This window comes from Octadecabacter sp. B2R22, from assembly GCF_018861045.1.
GTDB lineage: Bacteria > Pseudomonadota > Alphaproteobacteria > Rhodobacterales > Rhodobacteraceae > Octadecabacter.
Map to the genome: position 1 here is coordinate 77,029 of NZ_JAHKQJ010000008.1, position 18,439 is coordinate 95,467.

The 18,439-nt window shown below is 53.4% G+C and carries 14 protein-coding genes; 9 read left to right on the top strand and 5 right to left on the bottom strand.

All coding sequences use genetic code 11. The features are described 5' to 3' along the window. Positions 1–910: 910 nt before the first annotated feature. Positions 911–3,310, bottom strand: coding sequence for an AMP-binding protein (locus KO486_RS12555; RefSeq protein ID WP_216037630.1), 2,400 nt, complete (start codon positions 3,308–3,310; stop codon positions 911–913). Between the two features lie 803 nt (positions 3,311–4,113). Then, entirely contained in the window at positions 4,114–4,608 is a 495-nt protein-coding gene (locus KO486_RS12560) for a hypothetical protein (protein WP_252734760.1), read from the bottom strand. Between the two features lie 126 nt (positions 4,609–4,734). On the opposite strand from KO486_RS12560, the gene repC reads away from it, so the two are divergent. From repC to KO486_RS12575, 3 genes are all read left to right on the top strand, one after another. Further along, positions 4,735–5,001 carry a replication initiation protein RepC gene (gene repC / locus KO486_RS12565; RefSeq protein ID WP_216037631.1) on the top strand — a complete coding sequence of 89 codons (267 nt, stop codon included), beginning with the start codon at positions 4,735–4,737 and terminating at the stop codon, positions 4,999–5,001. 399 nt (positions 5,002–5,400) lie between these two features. Beyond that, positions 5,401–6,516 (top strand): Fic family protein, encoded by a 1,116-nt coding sequence (locus KO486_RS12570; protein ID WP_216037632.1) that lies wholly within the window; start codon positions 5,401–5,403, stop codon positions 6,514–6,516. A gap of 185 nt (positions 6,517–6,701) precedes the next feature. Beyond that, positions 6,702–7,472: a WecB/TagA/CpsF family glycosyltransferase gene (locus tag KO486_RS12575; RefSeq protein WP_252734763.1), complete on the top strand. Its 771-nt coding sequence runs from the start codon at positions 6,702–6,704 to the stop codon at positions 7,470–7,472. A gap of 43 nt (positions 7,473–7,515) precedes the next feature. Here KO486_RS12575 and KO486_RS12580 read toward each other — a convergent pair whose 3' ends face one another. Both KO486_RS12580 and KO486_RS12585 read right to left on the bottom strand, forming a co-directional pair. Further along, positions 7,516–7,779 carry a hypothetical protein gene (locus KO486_RS12580; protein ID WP_216037633.1) on the bottom strand — a complete coding sequence of 88 codons (264 nt, stop codon included), beginning with the start codon at positions 7,777–7,779 and terminating at the stop codon, positions 7,516–7,518. 110 nt (positions 7,780–7,889) lie between these two features. Beyond that, positions 7,890–8,234 (bottom strand): hypothetical protein, encoded by a 345-nt coding sequence (locus KO486_RS12585; RefSeq protein ID WP_216037634.1) that lies wholly within the window; start codon positions 8,232–8,234, stop codon positions 7,890–7,892. A gap of 312 nt (positions 8,235–8,546) precedes the next feature. Between KO486_RS12585 and KO486_RS12590 the strand changes: the two genes are divergently transcribed. From KO486_RS12590 to KO486_RS12615, 6 genes are all read left to right on the top strand, one after another. After that, positions 8,547–11,549, top strand: a complete 3,003-nt coding sequence (locus tag KO486_RS12590) for a G8 domain-containing protein (RefSeq protein ID WP_216037635.1) — start codon at positions 8,547–8,549, stop codon at positions 11,547–11,549. Between the two features lie 206 nt (positions 11,550–11,755). Next, positions 11,756–13,273 carry a hypothetical protein gene (locus KO486_RS12595; protein WP_216037636.1) on the top strand — a complete coding sequence of 506 codons (1,518 nt, stop codon included), beginning with the start codon at positions 11,756–11,758 and terminating at the stop codon, positions 13,271–13,273. Positions 13,274–13,310: 37 nt separating this feature from the next. Next, positions 13,311–14,270 carry a glycosyltransferase family 2 protein gene (locus KO486_RS12600; RefSeq protein ID WP_216037637.1) on the top strand — a complete coding sequence of 320 codons (960 nt, stop codon included), beginning with the start codon at positions 13,311–13,313 and terminating at the stop codon, positions 14,268–14,270. Further along, positions 14,267–15,112, top strand: coding sequence for a sulfotransferase domain-containing protein (locus KO486_RS12605; protein WP_216037638.1), 846 nt, complete (start codon positions 14,267–14,269; stop codon positions 15,110–15,112). Before KO486_RS12600 ends, KO486_RS12605 begins: the two co-directional genes overlap by 4 nt. Continuing rightward, entirely contained in the window at positions 15,109–16,077 is a 969-nt protein-coding gene (locus KO486_RS12610; RefSeq protein ID WP_216037639.1) for a glycosyltransferase, read from the top strand. The genes KO486_RS12605 and KO486_RS12610 overlap by 4 nt, the downstream gene beginning before the upstream one ends. Positions 16,078–16,084: 7 nt before the next feature. Continuing rightward, positions 16,085–16,993, top strand: coding sequence for a glycosyltransferase family A protein (locus tag KO486_RS12615; RefSeq protein ID WP_216037640.1), 909 nt, complete (start codon positions 16,085–16,087; stop codon positions 16,991–16,993). 29 nt (positions 16,994–17,022) lie between these two features. Here KO486_RS12615 and KO486_RS12620 read toward each other — a convergent pair whose 3' ends face one another. After that, positions 17,023–18,399 (bottom strand): oligosaccharide flippase family protein, encoded by a 1,377-nt coding sequence (locus KO486_RS12620; protein ID WP_216037641.1) that lies wholly within the window; start codon positions 18,397–18,399, stop codon positions 17,023–17,025. Positions 18,400–18,439: the final 40 nt, after the last annotated feature.

The following is an 18,439-nucleotide window of genomic DNA, read 5'->3' on the forward strand; positions in this document are numbered from 1 at the left end:
GTTACAAAATTTCAGAAGATAATTAATATATATCAATGACTTAACTTTTGTAACATGTAACGCTCAAACAAATGTCTTTGCGTGTGTGCGCGCGTGTGCGGGCGCGTGTGTATACACTTAGATATATATCGTTACATCGTTATAAATATATATAACATACTGATTTCATTGATAGAAAAGCGCAACAGAGAGCGTTACAGGCGAAAATTTCCGTTACAGTTTTGTTTTTACTCGGAAAACACGGTTTTTAGGGGGCAAAATTGAGCATGGCGTTACAAAACGGCGTATTCTGATAGGTAAATCATCTGGGGCCTCAGAGCTTTTCTTTGTGCGGCTCCCAGAAAGTGGTTCAAATGGGGCGTTACATTTGTTGTGTCCAGACAGTAAGGATCCGCTTTTCCGCAGTAACAACATCCCGGATCCTAGAAGTCTTCCCCCAGTGCTTTGCATATTGAATCGTTCTTCAGGTAATCCATAGGTTGAAAAATTATGTCGGCGTTTGGAAGTGTCCAAGCGGTGGCAGCTCACAAATTGTTGGAACAATGAGCTCAATCATGACCTTTGCCATCCCGGAATAGGCCTCCTGTGACAAGTTGATTGCGTCAGATGCTGAAGAAGTAATTTCGAACGATCGCAAACCAGAAGTATGTCGTTGACGAACGCTAATTGGGGGCAATGGCATGTTAGCCGAACCAAAACTCATGAAGCTGGGAAACGTGTATGCAAATCGATGAATGTCGAGGAACTGCGGCTATTGGAAGTAATCGTCGCCCCGATCCCCATAATTGGGGCGGTTTATGTCCGCAATTTCGTTGGGTTATAGAGAGGAGCAGACGACGTATGTAGACCTAATGTGCGCTAGTCCTCTTCCCAAAACGGCCGTTTTGGGAAGAATTTAACTTCCCGGATTTTATATTAAGACCTTTGTCAAAGCGCGCCGGATAATGTCATCGATTGGGCGATACAGTATGTAGCAGACAACCCCGCCGAGAATTGCAAAAACACTGGCTAGAAGCGGGTCAGGTGCCATCACAAATTCAAGAACCTGTCGGAACTGAAAATGCGAAAGGTAAATAATAAGGGATCCACCGGCTATCAATCTGACAAACGGAATCGCTAGACGGGGTAAGAATATATAGGGCACGAATATGAGAACAGGCACGGCCAGTATGAAGAAACTGACATCCGGCACGCCCATGCCGCTGAACAACCACGCACCAAGTGCAAACAGCAGCAAAGCAGTGCCACGACGCAGGGCGGTGTCAGCGTAATTGATCACGATCCCGCAGGCAAACATCCACCCCAGCAGATGTGGTAAACGGCGGTAAAGATGTTGGAAATCCACCAATTTCTCAGAGAGTGCGAGCGTACAAAGGAAACCCACGGCGAGTGCGGCAGAAACCTCGAACGGATACTTTTTGATATGCCTGCGTACCTTACCAAAGGCCAGGGGTATGGCCAACAGTATCATTGTCTGAATGTAGACCGCGACGAACCAAACTCCCCCCGGATAGTCTGGAGCGATCCAGTTGGTAATGAACAGATATCCAAAAACACCACCGTATCCCGTTAACAGCCAATTCAGGAACATGTAGGCCCATGTCAGAAACGATAGTCGCAGAAGAAGGATAAATATCGGCGCAACGTTATTAGACTGGATAACGGCAGGAATGGTTAAATTGGCAAAGTTCATCCCGGCGATTAAGAATAAGAGAAACGCACCCGTTCCCCCGTAGTTAAAAGCTTCGAAATGACCCAGAACAATAAGACAGATTGCAACAGCGCGCAGCGCGGTCTGCATGTCGACCCGCCCCAGAAGGCGTTTTGATGGAACAATCTCGTCCAACACTGAAATTGGTTGTTTTTCCCACTTCTCGGGCAGCCCGCCAAGCAGTCGTTCCAGATCCAAGGCAACGGACAAATAGCTTAAACTATCACCGCCAAGCATTTCAAAGCTCATATCTCCTGAGATTTCAGTGCGTGGAAAATGCGATTTGAAAACGCCAAGGACAGTTCCGACATCATCGGGTGCTGCTTTTAGGGCAGTTGCGCGTTGCGCAAGGTAGGTTTGTGTGATCGCTGCGCGTTGCACCTTGCCGCTTCCGGTGACGGGCAAGGCATCAACCATAAAAACCCTGAACCCGTCGCCGCCCGCGACACCATAATGCGCCATAATATCGCTCAACGAGTCCTCCAAGGCGGAAACCTCGGCTTGGATCGAATATTCGACGGTCAGCAGTGCTATTTGCCCGCGCAAGAGATCATCAGCAACGGCGATTGCGAAATGATCCTCTTTGCCCGGCACAGCCTTGCGCAGATGCTCTTCAAGCTGATCAGCGCTGACTTTGATGCCGGAAATGTTGATCTGGTCATCCAACCGACCCAAAAAGTAAAGGAAATCACCGCGAATTTCCCCGCGATCCTTTGTTTCAAGCCAGGTATCGGAGTGTGTGAGCGGAGCAATCAGACCTGCGGAGGTCAATTGACCCAACGCGACATGTGCGCCCCGCAAGCAAATAGCACCACTTTCACCGATGCGGACGTCAACTGGGCCATCAACCCGCCCAACCGAGCCCAAATCGTTTGCATCAGCCTGCGAAACGTTAAGGAACGTACTACGGGACGCTTCGGTCAGTCCGTAGTGCTGAAGTATCCGTGCGTTCGGGAACAAGTCCCGCATCGCGCGTTTCTCCTCTTCTGACATGAACTGGCTGCCAATTTCTATCCAGCGCACTTTATGAGCAACGTCAGCGAACAGAGTTTTGGATTTGATAAGAATACGACACAGACTTGGAACGACTGAAATGGCGTTGATTTCATTGCGCTTCAGCATTCCCTTGATCTCGGCGGGATCGAACTTTTCCGGAATGAAAAAGCGCCCACCTGCGGTTGCCACTGCACGCGCACGTCCAAGGCCAAATGAATATGTTACAGGAACACCGATGTATTCCCGGATATCAGACGTAACGCCCATGGCCTCGTTTAAACGTTTGACTACATCAGCAAGGTTGCCGTGACTGAGCACAATTGCTTTCGGACGACCCTGCGTGCCGGATGAGAACACGATCTGGGCAGGCGCAGACGACCAGTTTGGCCTTAGTTGCATATCGACCCAGCCCGACGTTTCTGTGGAATCCAGCTCGAATGTGTCAGCGCCTGTCAAACGGTCATCATTGGAAATATCAGGGCGAACTACTGCAAAAACGGTTGATTTTTCATAAAAATCAAATGCAGCGCGAACAAAATCTGGAGAACTTTCTGCGAAAATTTTTGTGATTTTTGCGTCGAACGATAACATATCATCTGCCATATAATTCACTCGGTTGTTCTATGAAGTGGTACTGCTTTTTAGGGTAGCTTTGCGGCACTGCTAAGATGCATCTGGTTTATGTTTATGTCGCTTTTCGTGTTTCAATTTGTTCGAAGTATGCCGCGTCTGGCGTGCGCTTGTCGAGGGCGTTCGCTGTTGTAGAACCCTATTCAGTCATCGATGATTCGCTTAGCGTCTAGCCCTGATCTGGCCTAGATTTGTAGGAAATGACATTGCGCACTGGAGCATCTATGCAAACATCGCGGATCGGGCAGGCCCCACAGGTTTTTGCAGAGCTGCGATACCGTAAAACCCGTGTATTTTCGTAGGCGCTGCGCAGTTTCAATTCGTGGCCTTCGAGGCAGGTGTAGCTGTCACTATCGGCGTCATACTGGAAGTAGCTGATGCAATTGAATCAGGGCTTTCAGCCCTGATCAAGAAAGGGTTTTTCACCAGTATGATCTTTCCAAAAATGGCCGTTTTTGGAAGGCTTGAAAATCACCTCGATTAACCCTGCCCACCCCCCCGTTCAGAACCCAACCAGTTGTTGAAGGTTTTTGGCTCTGTCTCAACAGCAGACATTCATGCATCACGCAGCATCGGTCGACATGGGCTCTTTGCTGCCGTTCGCTGCGCACCGCATGAATGGCCGCTTTGGTGATCTTGGAGCGCAAATCATGATATTTGCACCAACTCAGGAGGCTCATAGAAACAAGGTTCATAAATCAGGTGCGCAATGCTGCCGCGTGGCGTTGTTGCATGGACCGTCAGCCAGTCGGAACGCGGCCTTCCCGAGACGGACTTCAGGCGGTGCGTTCAAAACGAGGACGGCCAAGACCTGTCATCCGGTTGAGAACGCGGACACTAATCCTGGCTTCTGTTTTCTGATTTTTGAAGCTGCGCGCCTTTAGCTTGGGACCAATAACGGCTTTCCAGCGACCCATGAGAGTTTCACCTCGGCTGCGATGATTGTATCCTGAAGCCTTCGGCCAAACCAGTCGCCCGTGAGCTGCGATCTCATTGATATGGGTGTAGCGAACCGTTGGGTGTTGGGCGGCATGAGAGCTCAAGGCTGCGTTGACTGGTGGCGGTTTCGTGACCTCGATCGTTAGCCCAAACCGGGCGGTAAGCAGGTCAGATGTTGGTTGTCCATTGTAGGCGCCATCCGCCAGGAACAGATCAACTTGGCGGTCGATCTTATCCAACAGTTCTGGCAACGCGGTTGGGTCGCCAACATCATCCTTGGTCAGATCACCGCGCTGCCGTAACACTTCATTGTACGCAGACACTTTGGTCACCCGATGCTTTTGCTTCGGGATATTGTCACGTCGATTAGCGTTAAACTTGTGCGGCGTTTACAGCATCCTGAAAACAGACTGTTGTGATATCAGCGAGCGCGCGATCCGTGCAACAACGTCGGCTATATGAAAGACTGGAATGATGTGCATCGTGCGGCCGGGGCGCTGAGGCCGATGGTCGGGATTTCTGAGGATGCTTGGGACGTTGTCAACAAGGTCTTGGGTCCAGCCAGAGCGGCGTCGTCCATCGCGCTTATCCTTGATAAATCATCAGATGGAGAGGTAAAATCACTGGGCGGATACCTGCGCGGCCTGATTGAGAAGGCGCAAATCGGGGAACTACATCTGGATCGCAGCTTTTATGGCAGGCTCAATGGGGCAGGGGCGTCATGAGGAACGGATATGAGAGAAATGTCTCAACCTGTGCGCCGTTGGCGTATACGTCAGGGACTCATAAGGTCTAGCCACATTGCTGAATTGGGAACACGGGTGCCGCAGGCCAACTGGTCCAGCTCAGGTGCTGCTTGCGTTGATCTCAAGAAAGCCAACGGTGGTCCAAGACTTATTGAAACCGTAGGTATTCTAAAACCCCAAGGATTTTGATGCCCAAAACAGGACAACTGCTCTTTGGATCGATGGTCCGCCAGAGGTAAACGACAGTTTCGACGGGGGCGGATGTAGGTTTCAGTCTTGCGGTTCTTAGGTCACGTTCGGCACGATTGGTGCATAGGATTGACATCTATCGCTCAAAAAATTTATATTTCTGAGTTATAAAGAGGTTTTCTATCGCTCATGCAGTGGAATTGGCAATCATCCGAATGGCCGGAGTTCCGGTACGACAGCACAGCTTTGGCATTGGCGGAAGAGCGGTTTCTGCTGTCATCTGGTAGAATTCTTGGCGTTTTTGAACATGTCAAACCGGATGAGCGCGACCAGCTTCGTATTGATCTTTTAAGTGAAGAGGCGATGAAGACCAGCGCAATCGAGGGCGAGATGCTGGACCGGCAGAGCGTGCAGTCCTCGTTGCGGCGCCAACTCGGGCTTACCGTTGATAGCTATACCTCCTTGCCCAGAGAGCATGGGGTGGCTGAGATGATGGTGGATGTATATTCGACCTACGCAGCGCCCCTGACCCATGAGACGTTATTTCGCTGGCATGACATGTTGTTGTCCCACGATCGCCATCTGGAGGCGGTTGGTAGGTATCGCCAGCACAAGGATGCAATGCAGATTGTTTCTGGGCGCTTAGAACGACCAACAGTGCATTTTGAAGCGCCCCCGTCGGAGCAAGTTGCCCAGCAAATGGATGGCTACGTGGCTTGGTTCAACAGAACTGCTCCTGGTGGGGATGAACCGTTGCAACCATTGATCCGCGCGGGTCTTAGTCATCTTTATTTTGAAAGCATCCACCCTTTTGAGGATGGGAACGGCAGGCTGGGCAGGGCCGTCGCTGAGAAATCTTTGGCGCAGAACGTCGGCCAGCCAAGTCTGATCGCCCTCGCCTTTACAATAGAGCGGGAACGGTCGACCTATTATGATCAGTTAGAGCGCCACCAAAAGACCCTTGATGTGACACCTTGGCTTCAGTGGTTCGCAGAGATTGTTCTAAAGGCGCAGGATGTGACCCTTGAAAGGGTAGGATTCTTTATTTCCAAAGCGCATTTCTATGATCGGTATCGTGGCCGATTCAATGATCGGCAGGCCAAAGGCATCGCGCGCATGTTCAAAGAAGGGCCTGACGGCTTCAAAGGGGGGCTGAGTGCAGAGAACTACATTTCGATCACAAAGACCTCTCGTGCGACCGCGACGCGCGACCTGCAGGACCTTGTTGAAATGGGGGCTTTGGTGCGAACGGGTGAGCGTCGTTATACGCGCTATTGGCTTACGTCAGGCAACGATAGCAACTAACGAGACAACGACCCGCCGACGGTCGGTGTTCAGATGATTGCCAGCGGTCGCGTCCGTCTGCATGATCCGGATAAGGCGTTTTTGGTCTGGGTGGCAAAGTAGCAAGACCAAGGTTAAAGACAGGATTGAATGATGCACCGTAAGGCAGTTGGGCCGCATGATCTGAAGGAATTGGGCGCTTGGGTATGATGAACTGGATTGGGAACCGCACTGGCGACACGGGAGTTGTAGTGACAGTCCGTGATCAAGCGGCATTGCTGGAAGACCTGGGCCGACGTTTTTCAGATGGGTCGGGGTTTAGTGTGGCGACGCTCAATCTTGATCATGTGGTGAAGTTGCGGCGCGATGCTGATTTTCGCGCCGCCTACAGCGCCCACAGCCATATCACCGCAGATGGAAACCCGATCTGCTGGCTGTGCCATCTGGCTGGGCAAAAGGATGTGACCTTGGTGCCGGGCTCTGAGGTGATTGACCCTTTGGGTGCGCTTGCCGCGCAGCACGGCATTAAAGTCGGGCTGTTTGGTTCTCAGGAACCTTCATTGCAAGCCGCCGCCCAAGGGTTAAAACGCGCCCACCCACAGATCGATATTGCTATGATACGTGCGCCTGGTATGGGATTTGACCCCGAAGGCACGGAAGCAGACGCCGCAATCGCCGCGATCGCACAAAGTGGTGTGCGGCTTGTATTCATTGCCTTGGGGGCCCCGAAACAAGAGAAATTCGCCGCCTATGCGCAGGATGTCCTGCCACAGGTCGGGTTTGTGTCAATCGGTGCGGGGCTCGATTTCATATCTGGTCAACAGACCCGCGCGCCGTCTTGGGTGCGTGCGATCGCGGCAGAGTGGCTCTGGCGGATGCTGGGCAACCCGCGCCGTCTGGTTGGTCGTTACGCATCTTGCATCGCCATTTTGCCTAGCTTGACGTGGTCAGCCGTGCGTGCACGGATTCAACGATAAACTTTTGACTGCCTTGGCGCGTAAGACGTGGGCCGCGCCCGGGTCAGGTCATGCCACGGATGCCCGTTGCGGTCGTGCCTGTCTGCCAGACACGCTTAGCCCGCAGGGCAAAGGGTTGTCCGGGATGGATGCTGACATCGCCGATTGATCCGTCTGCGGCCGTGACCCGCACAATTCCCGGCGTGCGCACATTCAAAGCCAGTGTTGTATAGGGCAGATCGGTGGCATCATCGGGGGTCACTTCAAAAACACGAACCGCGGGGTCATTTTTGCTGCGTTCATGCTGGGACGAGAAAAGGTCGGACATTTTGGTGCTCCTGTAAGTAATCACACAGGGTATCGGGCACAAAGATTTCCAAGGCGTAATGGGGGAGTGCGCTGACGTCACCGTGTGCGCAACACCGCGCGTTGGGCGGGTTAGACCAACTTTCCCACCCAGGCTGTCACATCCTCGATCAGGGCGATAACAGACTGGTCTCGCGTGTCGTGATGTGCGCCAAACATCTGTTGGCGGCGGCCGGGTTGCCAGCTCAGCCGCACGACAATGCGGATTTCGGGCCCATTTTCTTCAAATTTAATGACCTCTAGATGCCCTGGTGTGCAGGGCAGGGGAAGATCACGCAGGGCGGCCTGCAGTCGGTCTTGTGCAGTGAGGGTGGCGCTGGTGCTTGCACGGGTCTGGGTCGCTAAAACCAATCCGCCTGATAAAGCCGGAACTGCGCCGATACTGCCCAGCACCGCGCGGCGCGACAAACGTGTCATGTCGTGGTTTTTCAAATGCGCCTCCTGTTTATAGAGCGAGCATCCGCTGAAATCAGAGAAAAATCAAAGGAAAAACAGGCGCGATAGCGCTTGGATCGGTGCATTTCATGCCGATTGTTTTATTTGGCGAAACGGTTTGTTCTAAAAAACGGCAAGGATTCACCTCTTGGTTGCCGTCCTTTCGTCACGATCTTCTGCGAGGCCTTCATCCGGAATTAACCATAATCTTCAGTTTACCGGCCATTTAGCGGCCAGGAGGAACAGATAAATGTTTGGAATGTGTAATGTCGATCTGCCGCAAGGGTGGATCGTATGATCTGGGCCATGCTGTTGTCCTTGTTCGGTGTGGTTGGTGCCAGTGGGGCATTTTCAAAATCGACGGCGCAAACCAGATCGGTCAAAGGCCGTGTGGTTGAGGATGATCCTGTCGAGGATCACACGGACCACACCGCTGACGATGACATGTCCGAGGACCACACGGACCACACAGTGGATGAAGACACGTCCGAAGATCACACGGATCACAGCACAGATGAAGACATGTCCGAAGATCACACGGACCACACCACAGATGAAGATACGTCCGAGGATCACGCGGATCACACCACAGATGAAGATACGTCCGAGGATCACGCTGATCACACCACAGATGAAGATACGTCCGAGGATCACGCGGACCACACCACAGATGAAGACACGTCCGAGGACCACGCGGATCACACCACAGATGAAGACATGTCCGAGGACCACGCGGACCACGGTGCAGATGACCATACCGCCACAATCACCCCTCCCGGAGAGGGGGCCAGTGTTGCCGAAATTGCAGCTTATGTGGATGCGGTTCGCGCCCAGCCTGAAGCCCACATGCACGATGACGACAGCGATAAAATGGCCGAACACATGGCCGCAATGGATCTGACCCCGCGCGACGAGGCGACCCATATTGCTGTAAGTGACGGTGATTGGTTTGACGCCAACACATGGCACAATGGCGAAGTGCCATCCGATGATGCCCGTGTTTTGATCCCCGAAGGACTTTCGGTGAATTACGATGACCTCGGCGAGGCGCGCCTTTTTACCGTGCGGGTTGATGGGGAACTGACGTTTGCCACGGACCAAGACAGTGAGATCACATTCGATACTTTGATCGTTAGCACGACGGGACGCCTTGAAATCGGAACCGAGGAAGCTCCGATAGAACAGGGATATTCGGTTGAACTGATTGTCGCAAACAATGGACCGATTGATGTCGAATGGGATCCGATGTTGCTGTCGCGTGGGATTGTGTCGCACGGCGATGCAAGCATCCATGGGGCGGTCAAGGATTCCCATGAAAAGGTCATCGATGATCCGATGGCCGGCGACAACACCCTGACGTTTGATGAAATTCCCGAAGGTTGGGAAATTGGCGATACGATCGTGATCGCCGGGACCAGCTACGAAGGGCACAAATGGGACAATGATATCAAGGCCGTACGCCACTACGAGTCCGAAGACGAAGTGCGCGTCATCACCGATATCGTCGACGGGACTGTTCATCTTGATACCGCGCTTGAATACGATCACGACGCGCCGCGCGACGATCTACAAACGTCGGTCGCCAATTATACGCGCAACGTAACCGTCGGCACCGAAGACCCTGATGATGCCGAAGTTCACGAGCGTGGCCATGTCATGTTCATGCACTCTGATGAGGTGGATGTCCGCTATGCCGCCTTTAACGACCTTGGGCGAACTGACAAATCCGAGGATTCTTTTCAGGTCGATGATTTCGACACGATTGAATCCGACAGCAACGTGCAAGGGCGTTATTCGCTGCATTTGCACCGCACCGGCGTGGATGATCTGGACAACCCGACCCAGCTGATCGGCAACGCGGTTTGGGGATCACCGGGGTGGGGATATGTGCATCACGATTCCAATGCGGTGCTGGAAAACAACGCCAGCTTTGACACCTTCGGCGCGGGGTTCGTGGCCGAAACCGGAAATGAAACCGGCGTGTGGAGCGACAACATCGCGATCTATGCCGAAGGCGAAAGCTGGCAAGCGGTTAAAAATATCACTGAACTCAGCGATGATGTGTTCGACACCGCTAAGGGCGGACACGGGTTCTGGTTTCAGGGCCGCTTGATTGAAACCACGGATAACGTTGCAGCAAGTGTGAACGTCGGGTTCGTTTATTTTCACCGCAACGGGGATGATCGCGAGATTGATTCCGATACATCGGCATTCGAATACCCAGATGTGTTTTTTGGCGATGAAACCACTCACAACGGCTCAGTGCCTATTTTGGACTTCTCGGGCAATGAAACCTTTGCCGCTCACGAAGGCCTGCATGTAGTCAAGGCTAATCCAAATCAGGGCCATGACGTTTGGAGTCATATTGATGATTTCACCGCGTGGAATGTGCAGAACGGGGTGTGGCTGGAGTATACGTCGCACTACATCTTGAGCGATTTGGATCTTGTTGCAAAAGAAGACACTGCGTTTAGCGCGTCCGGGAATGGTATTGGGTTTGGCAAGAACGTCAGCGAAATCGTTATCACGGACAGCGACATTTCAGGGTTTAACGTAGGCGCCAATTTGTACAAACAATTGATCAATATGAATGATGCGTTCGGTGTCGAAGATCAGGGTTACATAGTCATTGACACCGAGTTTACCGATATCAAGGATACTGATTTGCAAAACTATGATCCGTTAATTGATTGGGTTGGCACTACAGATGATCTTGACGCACAGTCGCCAAACTTGACGCTGAATCCTTTGAGTATTGTTAACGGCAAGGTCTCTATCAGTGGGGCCAAATCTGATGGCGTAGGGGAAACAGACTTTCCCGGTGGCACTGATGGAATTGTTATGGATCACTGGAATATCGTAAATACCCTAGAGGATAAAGGCTATTGGACCACATCTGAGGGGGATGCTTACTTTTTGACGGATGTCTATTTTACCGACCGTGCCACGGGGGATGTCTATTTTGAAACCCACTCCGTCTATATCGAGGACAACATTGCGAGCAAACTGGGCGAGCCATGGTGGGACTATAAAAACGCACAAGACAATGGTGTTCAGGACATCACCCAGACCGCAGATGGTCATTATGCTGGCGATATCGTTTTGGATAAAGCCGTTCTGGCAACATCGACCGTCTCCTCCCAAGATGCAGAGCACGATGAAATGACTGAAGCTCCGACAGAGGCCGAGATATTGTGGACCACATTGACAGAAGGGCAGCCTGTAATGGATGAGATGCTCCCTGCTGCAAGCGATCCGGACATGTCCCAAACCGCCAATGAGGAAGCTTTCTTATAACTGTCATCGTCTTTAAAAGGTTGACGAACGATCAGACAACAGGCCTTTTGAAGTGGGGGATGTTCCTCTATAATTTACACTGTCCGCCAACTATGTAGGCCTATGTTTTAAAACCGAGTTGAGGGTGTGCCAATGACAATCCGTTCACTGCAGTCGGCGACACCTGCCCATGTCCTTGTAGACCTGTCTGGCGGCTTTGCTGTTTCATGACGATTTGGATCGCTTTAAGTACGTGGCCTTTGGTAGCCTTAGTGTTCTTTCGCAAATGGTCGGTTCCGACGGCGGTAGCGGCAACGTTTATTGGCGGCTACTTGGTGTTGCCGGAACAGGGCGGCCTTAATTTGCCAGTCTTGCCCGCGCTCGGCAAAGGATCAATTCCGGCATTTTCCGCGCTATTGTTCGTTTGGTTGGCCAGTTCGCGACCATCAGCAACCAATACCATGATGCCTGGGTGGCTACCGAAAGATAAGATAAGTGTTATGTTGTTGGGACTTGCGGTGCTGGGACCCTTTGGGACTGCATTGACCAATGGCGACTCCGTCAACATAGGGTCCACGCGATTACCTAGCATGGGGGTTTACGATGGGTTTTCGTTGGCCCAGGCATCGCTTGTTGGCCTCATCCCTTTCATCATTGCGCGCAAAACAATGGCGTCACCGCAGGCACAACGTAGCCTATTGATCGTGCTGATTGTCGCGGCGTCTGCTTATACGCTGTTGGCTTTGTGGGAAGTGCGTATGTCGCCGCAACTGAACAGGACGGTCTACGGGTTTTTTCCCCATAGTTGGCAGCAACATGTTCGGAATGGCGGCTTTAGGCCGCTGGTGTTTTTGGGGCATGGCCTCAAGCTCGGAATATTCTTTGCAATTGCGGCGGTCGCTGCAGCAGGGATGTGGCGGTTCAGCTCGGGGCCAATGAAAAGTAGATTCTTGGCGGCCTGTGCGTTGCTGATGTTTACCATTTTGCTGAGTAAGGTGTTGGGAGCATTTGCGATCACGCTGCTTATGCTACCGCTGGTTCTCTTTATGCCGCGTCACGTTCAGGTGATCGCGCTGATGGGTGTTTCGATATCGGTGCTGAGTTTTCCGATCCTGCGCAACACCCAACTTGTACCGACAGACCGATTGGTTTCCATCGCCGAGAGCATCAGCCCGGAACGGGCGCAATCGTTGGAGTTTCGTTTTGATAACGAGGACATCTTGCTGGAGCGCGCTCGTGAGAAACTGATCTTTGGCTGGGGGGGGTATGGGCGCAACCGGGTGTTCGACGAAACGGGCGAAGATATCTCTGTCACAGACGGCCGTTGGGTGATCATGTTCGGGCAGGGCGGCTGGGTGCGCTACATCGGCGAGATGGGTCTGCTCTGTTGGAGTATTATTGCTATTTGCCTGCGGCGCGACAAAATCGATGGTATTACGATTGTGCTGATGTTTGCCCTTGCGGCAAACCTTATAGATCTGATCCCCAATTCAGGGTTGTTGCCTGTTACTTGGCTGCTGGCAGGGTCGTTGATCGGCCGTTTGGAATATTCCGGCAGTGCCGCGCAAGTTGCGCCAGACCCTCTTGACACGCGACCGACCGGACCGCGCTATACTCGTCAGAGCGACCTGATTACGCGGACAAGGCGGGGGGGGGAACAAACACCCAAACAGGGCGATAAACGGACTGGCGCGTCGGAGTTTATCGGCGGGGTTTATCGTAGACAAACAGTGGACGACCAATAACGGCCCCTTTCATAATCCTCATAAAAGACATGTATCCATGACAGCTAACCTTGCTATATCAATCATCAACTACCGTACGGCTGATATGACCATAGCCGCTGTGCAGTCTGTTCTTGATACGCTGTTGGCGCGTCCCGCCCGCATTGTGATCGTCGACAATGCCTCCGGCGATGGATCAGCTGATGCGATCGCCGACTGGATCACGCGTACGGCTGATCCTCGCGTCCAGCTTGTCAGATCCGCAACCAACAGCGGATTTGCGGGTGGACACAATCAGGGGATGGCCGCTGCACCGGATGCTGACTTTTACCTGATCCTGAATTCCGATGCTCTGTTGCGCGCTGACTTCTTTGACCCGCTTTTGGCTGCGGCTGAACAAAATCCTGATGTCGGGCTGATTGCACCGCAGCTGGAATGGGAAGACGGGACGCCGCAGATCAGTTGTTTCCGGTTTGCCAATATTGCCAGTGAATTGATGCGGGGGGCACAGACCGGCCCTGTTACATCTTTGTTGAAACGCTATGTACACGCGCTGGACCTACCGCCTGACCCGGACCAGATCGAGTGGTGTTCGTTTGCCTGCATTTTATTGCGCGGTGATATGGTTCGCCAAATCGGGCCGATGGATGAAGGATATTTCCTGTACTACGAGGATTCCGAATATGGTTTGCGCGCACGTCGAGCAGGCTGGGGCGTGCGCTATGTCCCGCAAGCTCGTGCCGTGCATTTTCGCGGCGGCAGCGGCCCGGTGAAATCGGCCCAAAGCACACATAAACGACTACCCCCTTACTTCTGGCGTTCACGGACACGGTTCTTGCGCCAGCATCACGGGCCGTTGGGTCCTCTTCTGGCCAATCTGGGATGGAATTTCGGGCGTGGCATTGCTTGGCTGCGGGTTTTGACCGGACGGGGTGTTCCGAAAACGGCGGACTGCGAATGGCGTGATATCTGGACGGGGTTTTTAACCCCACTCAAACCTGATGAGGCGCCACAATGACAGGACCGGACTATATCGTGATCGGGGCGATGAAATGCGGCACCTCGACGCTGGCCGCTCAACTGGGTGGGCAAAAAGGGGTGTTTATGACGACTCCCAAAGAGCCGAACTATTTCTCGGATGATGCGAATTATGCAAAAGGGGCAGATTGGTATCAGAGCCTGTTTGCACCTGCACAGTCCGGAGATCTGCTGGGTGAGGCCAGCACACATTACACCAAACGACCCGATTATCCGGACACGATTGCACGGATACAGGCACAGGTCGGCACGGATCTCCGGCTGGTCTACATGATACGCAATCCGATGCACCGCCTTGTGTCCCACTACATCCACAGCTGGAGCGAGGCGGAGACGTCCTTGCCTCTGGATGCTACATTGGCGCAGAATTCCCGTCTGGTGGATTACGGGCGCTATGGCTGGCAGATTGCACCATTTATAGAGGCTTTTGGCCGCAATAGTGTCTTATTGACCAGCCTTGAACGCCTGCGCCAAGACCAAGATGCAGAGCTTGCTCGCATCGCCTTGCATATCGGGCACAAAGGTCCTGTGGCATGGAACGATCCGTTGGGGGCACAGAACACTTCCGCCAAGCGCAGCCGCAAACTGCCAATGCATTCCTTGATCGTCGACCACCCTGTGTCCACAGCGCTGCGCCGCATGCTCGTGCCCAAGGCCTTGCGGACCTATGTGCGCGAAAGCCGTCAAGTGAAAAAGCGCCCTGAAATCCCGGACGCGGCCCGCGCTGATCTGGTCCGTCAATTCCTAGAGGATCGCGACGTTCTGGCAGAGTTCTTTCCGGGTGATCCGTCTTTGCACCTAGCCTATCCGTTTGCGCCATGACGCAGCACAGCGATATCGCCGTGGTCGCCATCGGCCGAAATGAAGGTGCGCGCCTGTTGGAATGCCTGACATCTCTCATGGGGCAGGCGGCACCGGTGGTCTATGTCGATTCAGGGTCCACTGACGGATCGGTCGCCGCGGCCCGCGCGCTTGGGGCCGATGTGGTAGAGCTGGATATGTCCCAGCCCTTTACGGCCGCGCGGGCGCGCAATGCTGGATACGAACGGGTGCGTGCACTGGCCCCAGATGGTCCGTACGTTCAGTTTCTGGATGGGGATTGCACCCTGGACGCGGACTGGCTGGCAACGGGAAAGGCGGCGCTACAGGCCGGCGAGACTGTCGCTGTCGTCTGCGGCCGCCGCCGCGAGAAATTCCCTGAAGCTACATTCTGGAACCGGTTGACGGATGACGAATGGGACGGCCCCGCCGGTGAAGTGCGCGCCTGTGGCGGGGACGCCTTGATGCGCCGACGTGCGGTGGATGCGGTGCAAGGCTACCGCGAAGACCTGATTGCCGGAGAAGAGCCCGAGATGTGTTTCCGGATGCGCGGGCAGGGTTGGACAATCCAGCGTCTGGATGCCGAAATGACCCGCCATGACGCGGCAATGACGCGTTTGTCGCAGTGGTGGCAGCGCTGTCGCCGTGCCGGACACACCTATGCCGAAGGGGCGGCCATTCATGGACGCAGCCCCGAGCGCTACAAGGTGACCGAGCTGCGACGCACGCTGTTTTGGGCGTTGGTCCTGCCTGCTTTGATCGTATTTGGGACGTGGTTGGTCAGTCCGTGGGCCCTGTTGGGGCTGCTGGCCTATCCAGCCCAAATCCTGCGCCTGACGCGCCAAGGCCGCCCCACAGCCTTTGCCACCTGTCTGGTCTTTGGCAAATTCCCGGAAGCCCAAGGCGTCATTGGCTATTGGGCCGGCCGCATTCTAGGGCGGCGCAAAACATTGATTGAATATAAGTGAGGTTGAGATGAATACTCCGAAACTGACGGTGATGCTGCCTGTATATGACGCAGAGCGGTATTTGCGCGAGGCAATGGACAGCATTCTTGCGCAGTCGTTCCGAGATTTTGAATTGATCGCAGTGGATGATGGATCCGGGGACAAATCGGCAGAGATACTGGATGGCTATGCCGCCAAAGACAGCCGTGTCCGTGTCATCCGGCAAACAAACGGAGGCGTCAGCGTCGGTTGCAACGCGGCCATCGATGCAGGTTCGGGTCAGTACCTTGCCCGCATGGATGCAGATGACATTGCCTGGCCAGACCGTTTCGAAAAACAGGTTTCCTATCTGGACACCCATCCCAAATGTGTCGGCTTGGGGACGTGCTTTCGTATTGTCGACCCTGAGGGGCGGCTGCTTCGGGTTGTGAGCGCCCCGCTGACCCACGAGGAAATTGATGCCCGCCACGCCAGCGGCAAGGGCCTTTTGTCGATTTGTAATCCTTCAGTGATGATGCGTATGGATGCTGTCAGGACCGTTGGCAAATACGATGTCGATTTTCGTTCGGCGCATGACATTGAAATTTTCTTGCGTTTGGCTGAGGTCGGGACCTTGGCCAATTTGCCGGACATCCTGTTCGATTACCGGATGCATATGTCGTCCATCGGCCATGCAGGACGTTCAAAACAGCTCAATTTTGCATGGCTTGCAGCAAAGATGGCGGCACAGCGGCGGGGGACTGCTTTTTCAGAACCCGAACCAGACGCACAAAGGTCGAGCGAACGAAAAGTTGATATCTACCGCAAATGGGGATGGTGGGCGCTTAAGAGTGGCGAAGTTGCCGTTGCGCGACATTATGCGGGGCGTGTGCTGCTGGAAGCCCCTACCGAAAAGGCGAACTGGCATTTTGCAATGATTGCCTTGCGTGGCGGCTAGGTTCGGATGCCGTGGGATGACGTCAACGCCTAAAGTCCCGTGAACGCCAAAGCCGCCGCAACAGGGACACGTATGGCGTCAAAGTTTATCCAGACGGCGAGGGTGCCGATGACGCAGGTGATAAGCCCAAACAACAAATCCTGACCTGGCATCCAACCTTTGTAAGGCCGAATAAACCAGATGGAGACAGGATAGAACAGGATGCCGGCGACGAAGGGTGTAAAGACTGCCCCCAAAATACCAAAATTGATGATACCCAAAACTAGGATCCCGGTCTGTAACATGGCCGAACAGACCATCATGACAGCGAACCGTTTGGAATCGCCACGCGCAAGAAGCATCGAGCCGTAGTTGCTGGTGACCAACTTGGGTAGATTGGCCACAGCCATCAAAACCAGAAGCGGTCCAGCCGAAGCATAGCGCGCGTCATAAAGAAATCGGATGATCAAATCGCCCGCCAAGGCAAGTATAACAGCAATCGCAAAAGTCGCTCCGACAACGCCAAGGCGCGCTTTGGCAAGGTTACGATAATTTTCGACGCTCTCTGCTGGTGGGCGGCGACTGTAGAGTGGAAACAGCACGGCATCCGAAAGCCGCTGTGCGATCATTCGCGGTACCGTCGCAAGAAAAAAGGCAATGTTGTAGTAAGCGAGTTCGGACAGCGTGATGAACTTCCCTAAAATAGCGCGATCCGCTTGAGAAATCATGAAACCTGCCAGTGTTGAAATGAAAATAAATTTTCCAAATTTGATCAGGCTTTTCGCTGCATCTGGATCAAATCTGAAGCGGTTGTTATGGCCGGGCATTAACAAATGCGAGGCAACCAGAGTTATCAGTGGTGCAACAAGACTGCCTATGGCTAAGGCCCATACACTTTGCCACCACCATGCCAGAAGCACTATAGCAAGCAGGCCCAAAAACCGCGTTGTCATAGAGATGACCGTCAGCCGTCCAAGTTTGATTTCACGGCTCGCCATGGCCATTTTGGTGGAATTAAACCCCTGGATGACTGCCACGAACCCTGCGACAGGCAGCAATTGGTAAAGGATTGGGGCGTCATAGAAAACGGACATGGGTTTGGCGAGCAGGCAGGTCGCCCCCCAAAGCACAAATCCCCGCCCGATCTGGAAGACCCAGGCTGTGTCCAGAAACAAAGGCTCAGCACCTTGTTTATTTTGCACGATCGACGCCCGCACACCCAGATCTGAGAACATATTCAGGCCGGTCAGGAACACCTGCACCAGGGCCATGATCCCGAAGGCTTCGGGAAACAGAAGCCGAGTCAGCACCAGATTGCCTGCAAGACGCAGCGCATTTTGCGAACCGAAATTCAGCCCGGTTAGAAGTGCACCGCGGATCGATCTGCCACGCAGTCCGTCTTCTTTTAAAGCGGTCAGGGTTTTCATTTAAAGACCGCTCTATTCATATTTAGCACAGAGGCGTTTG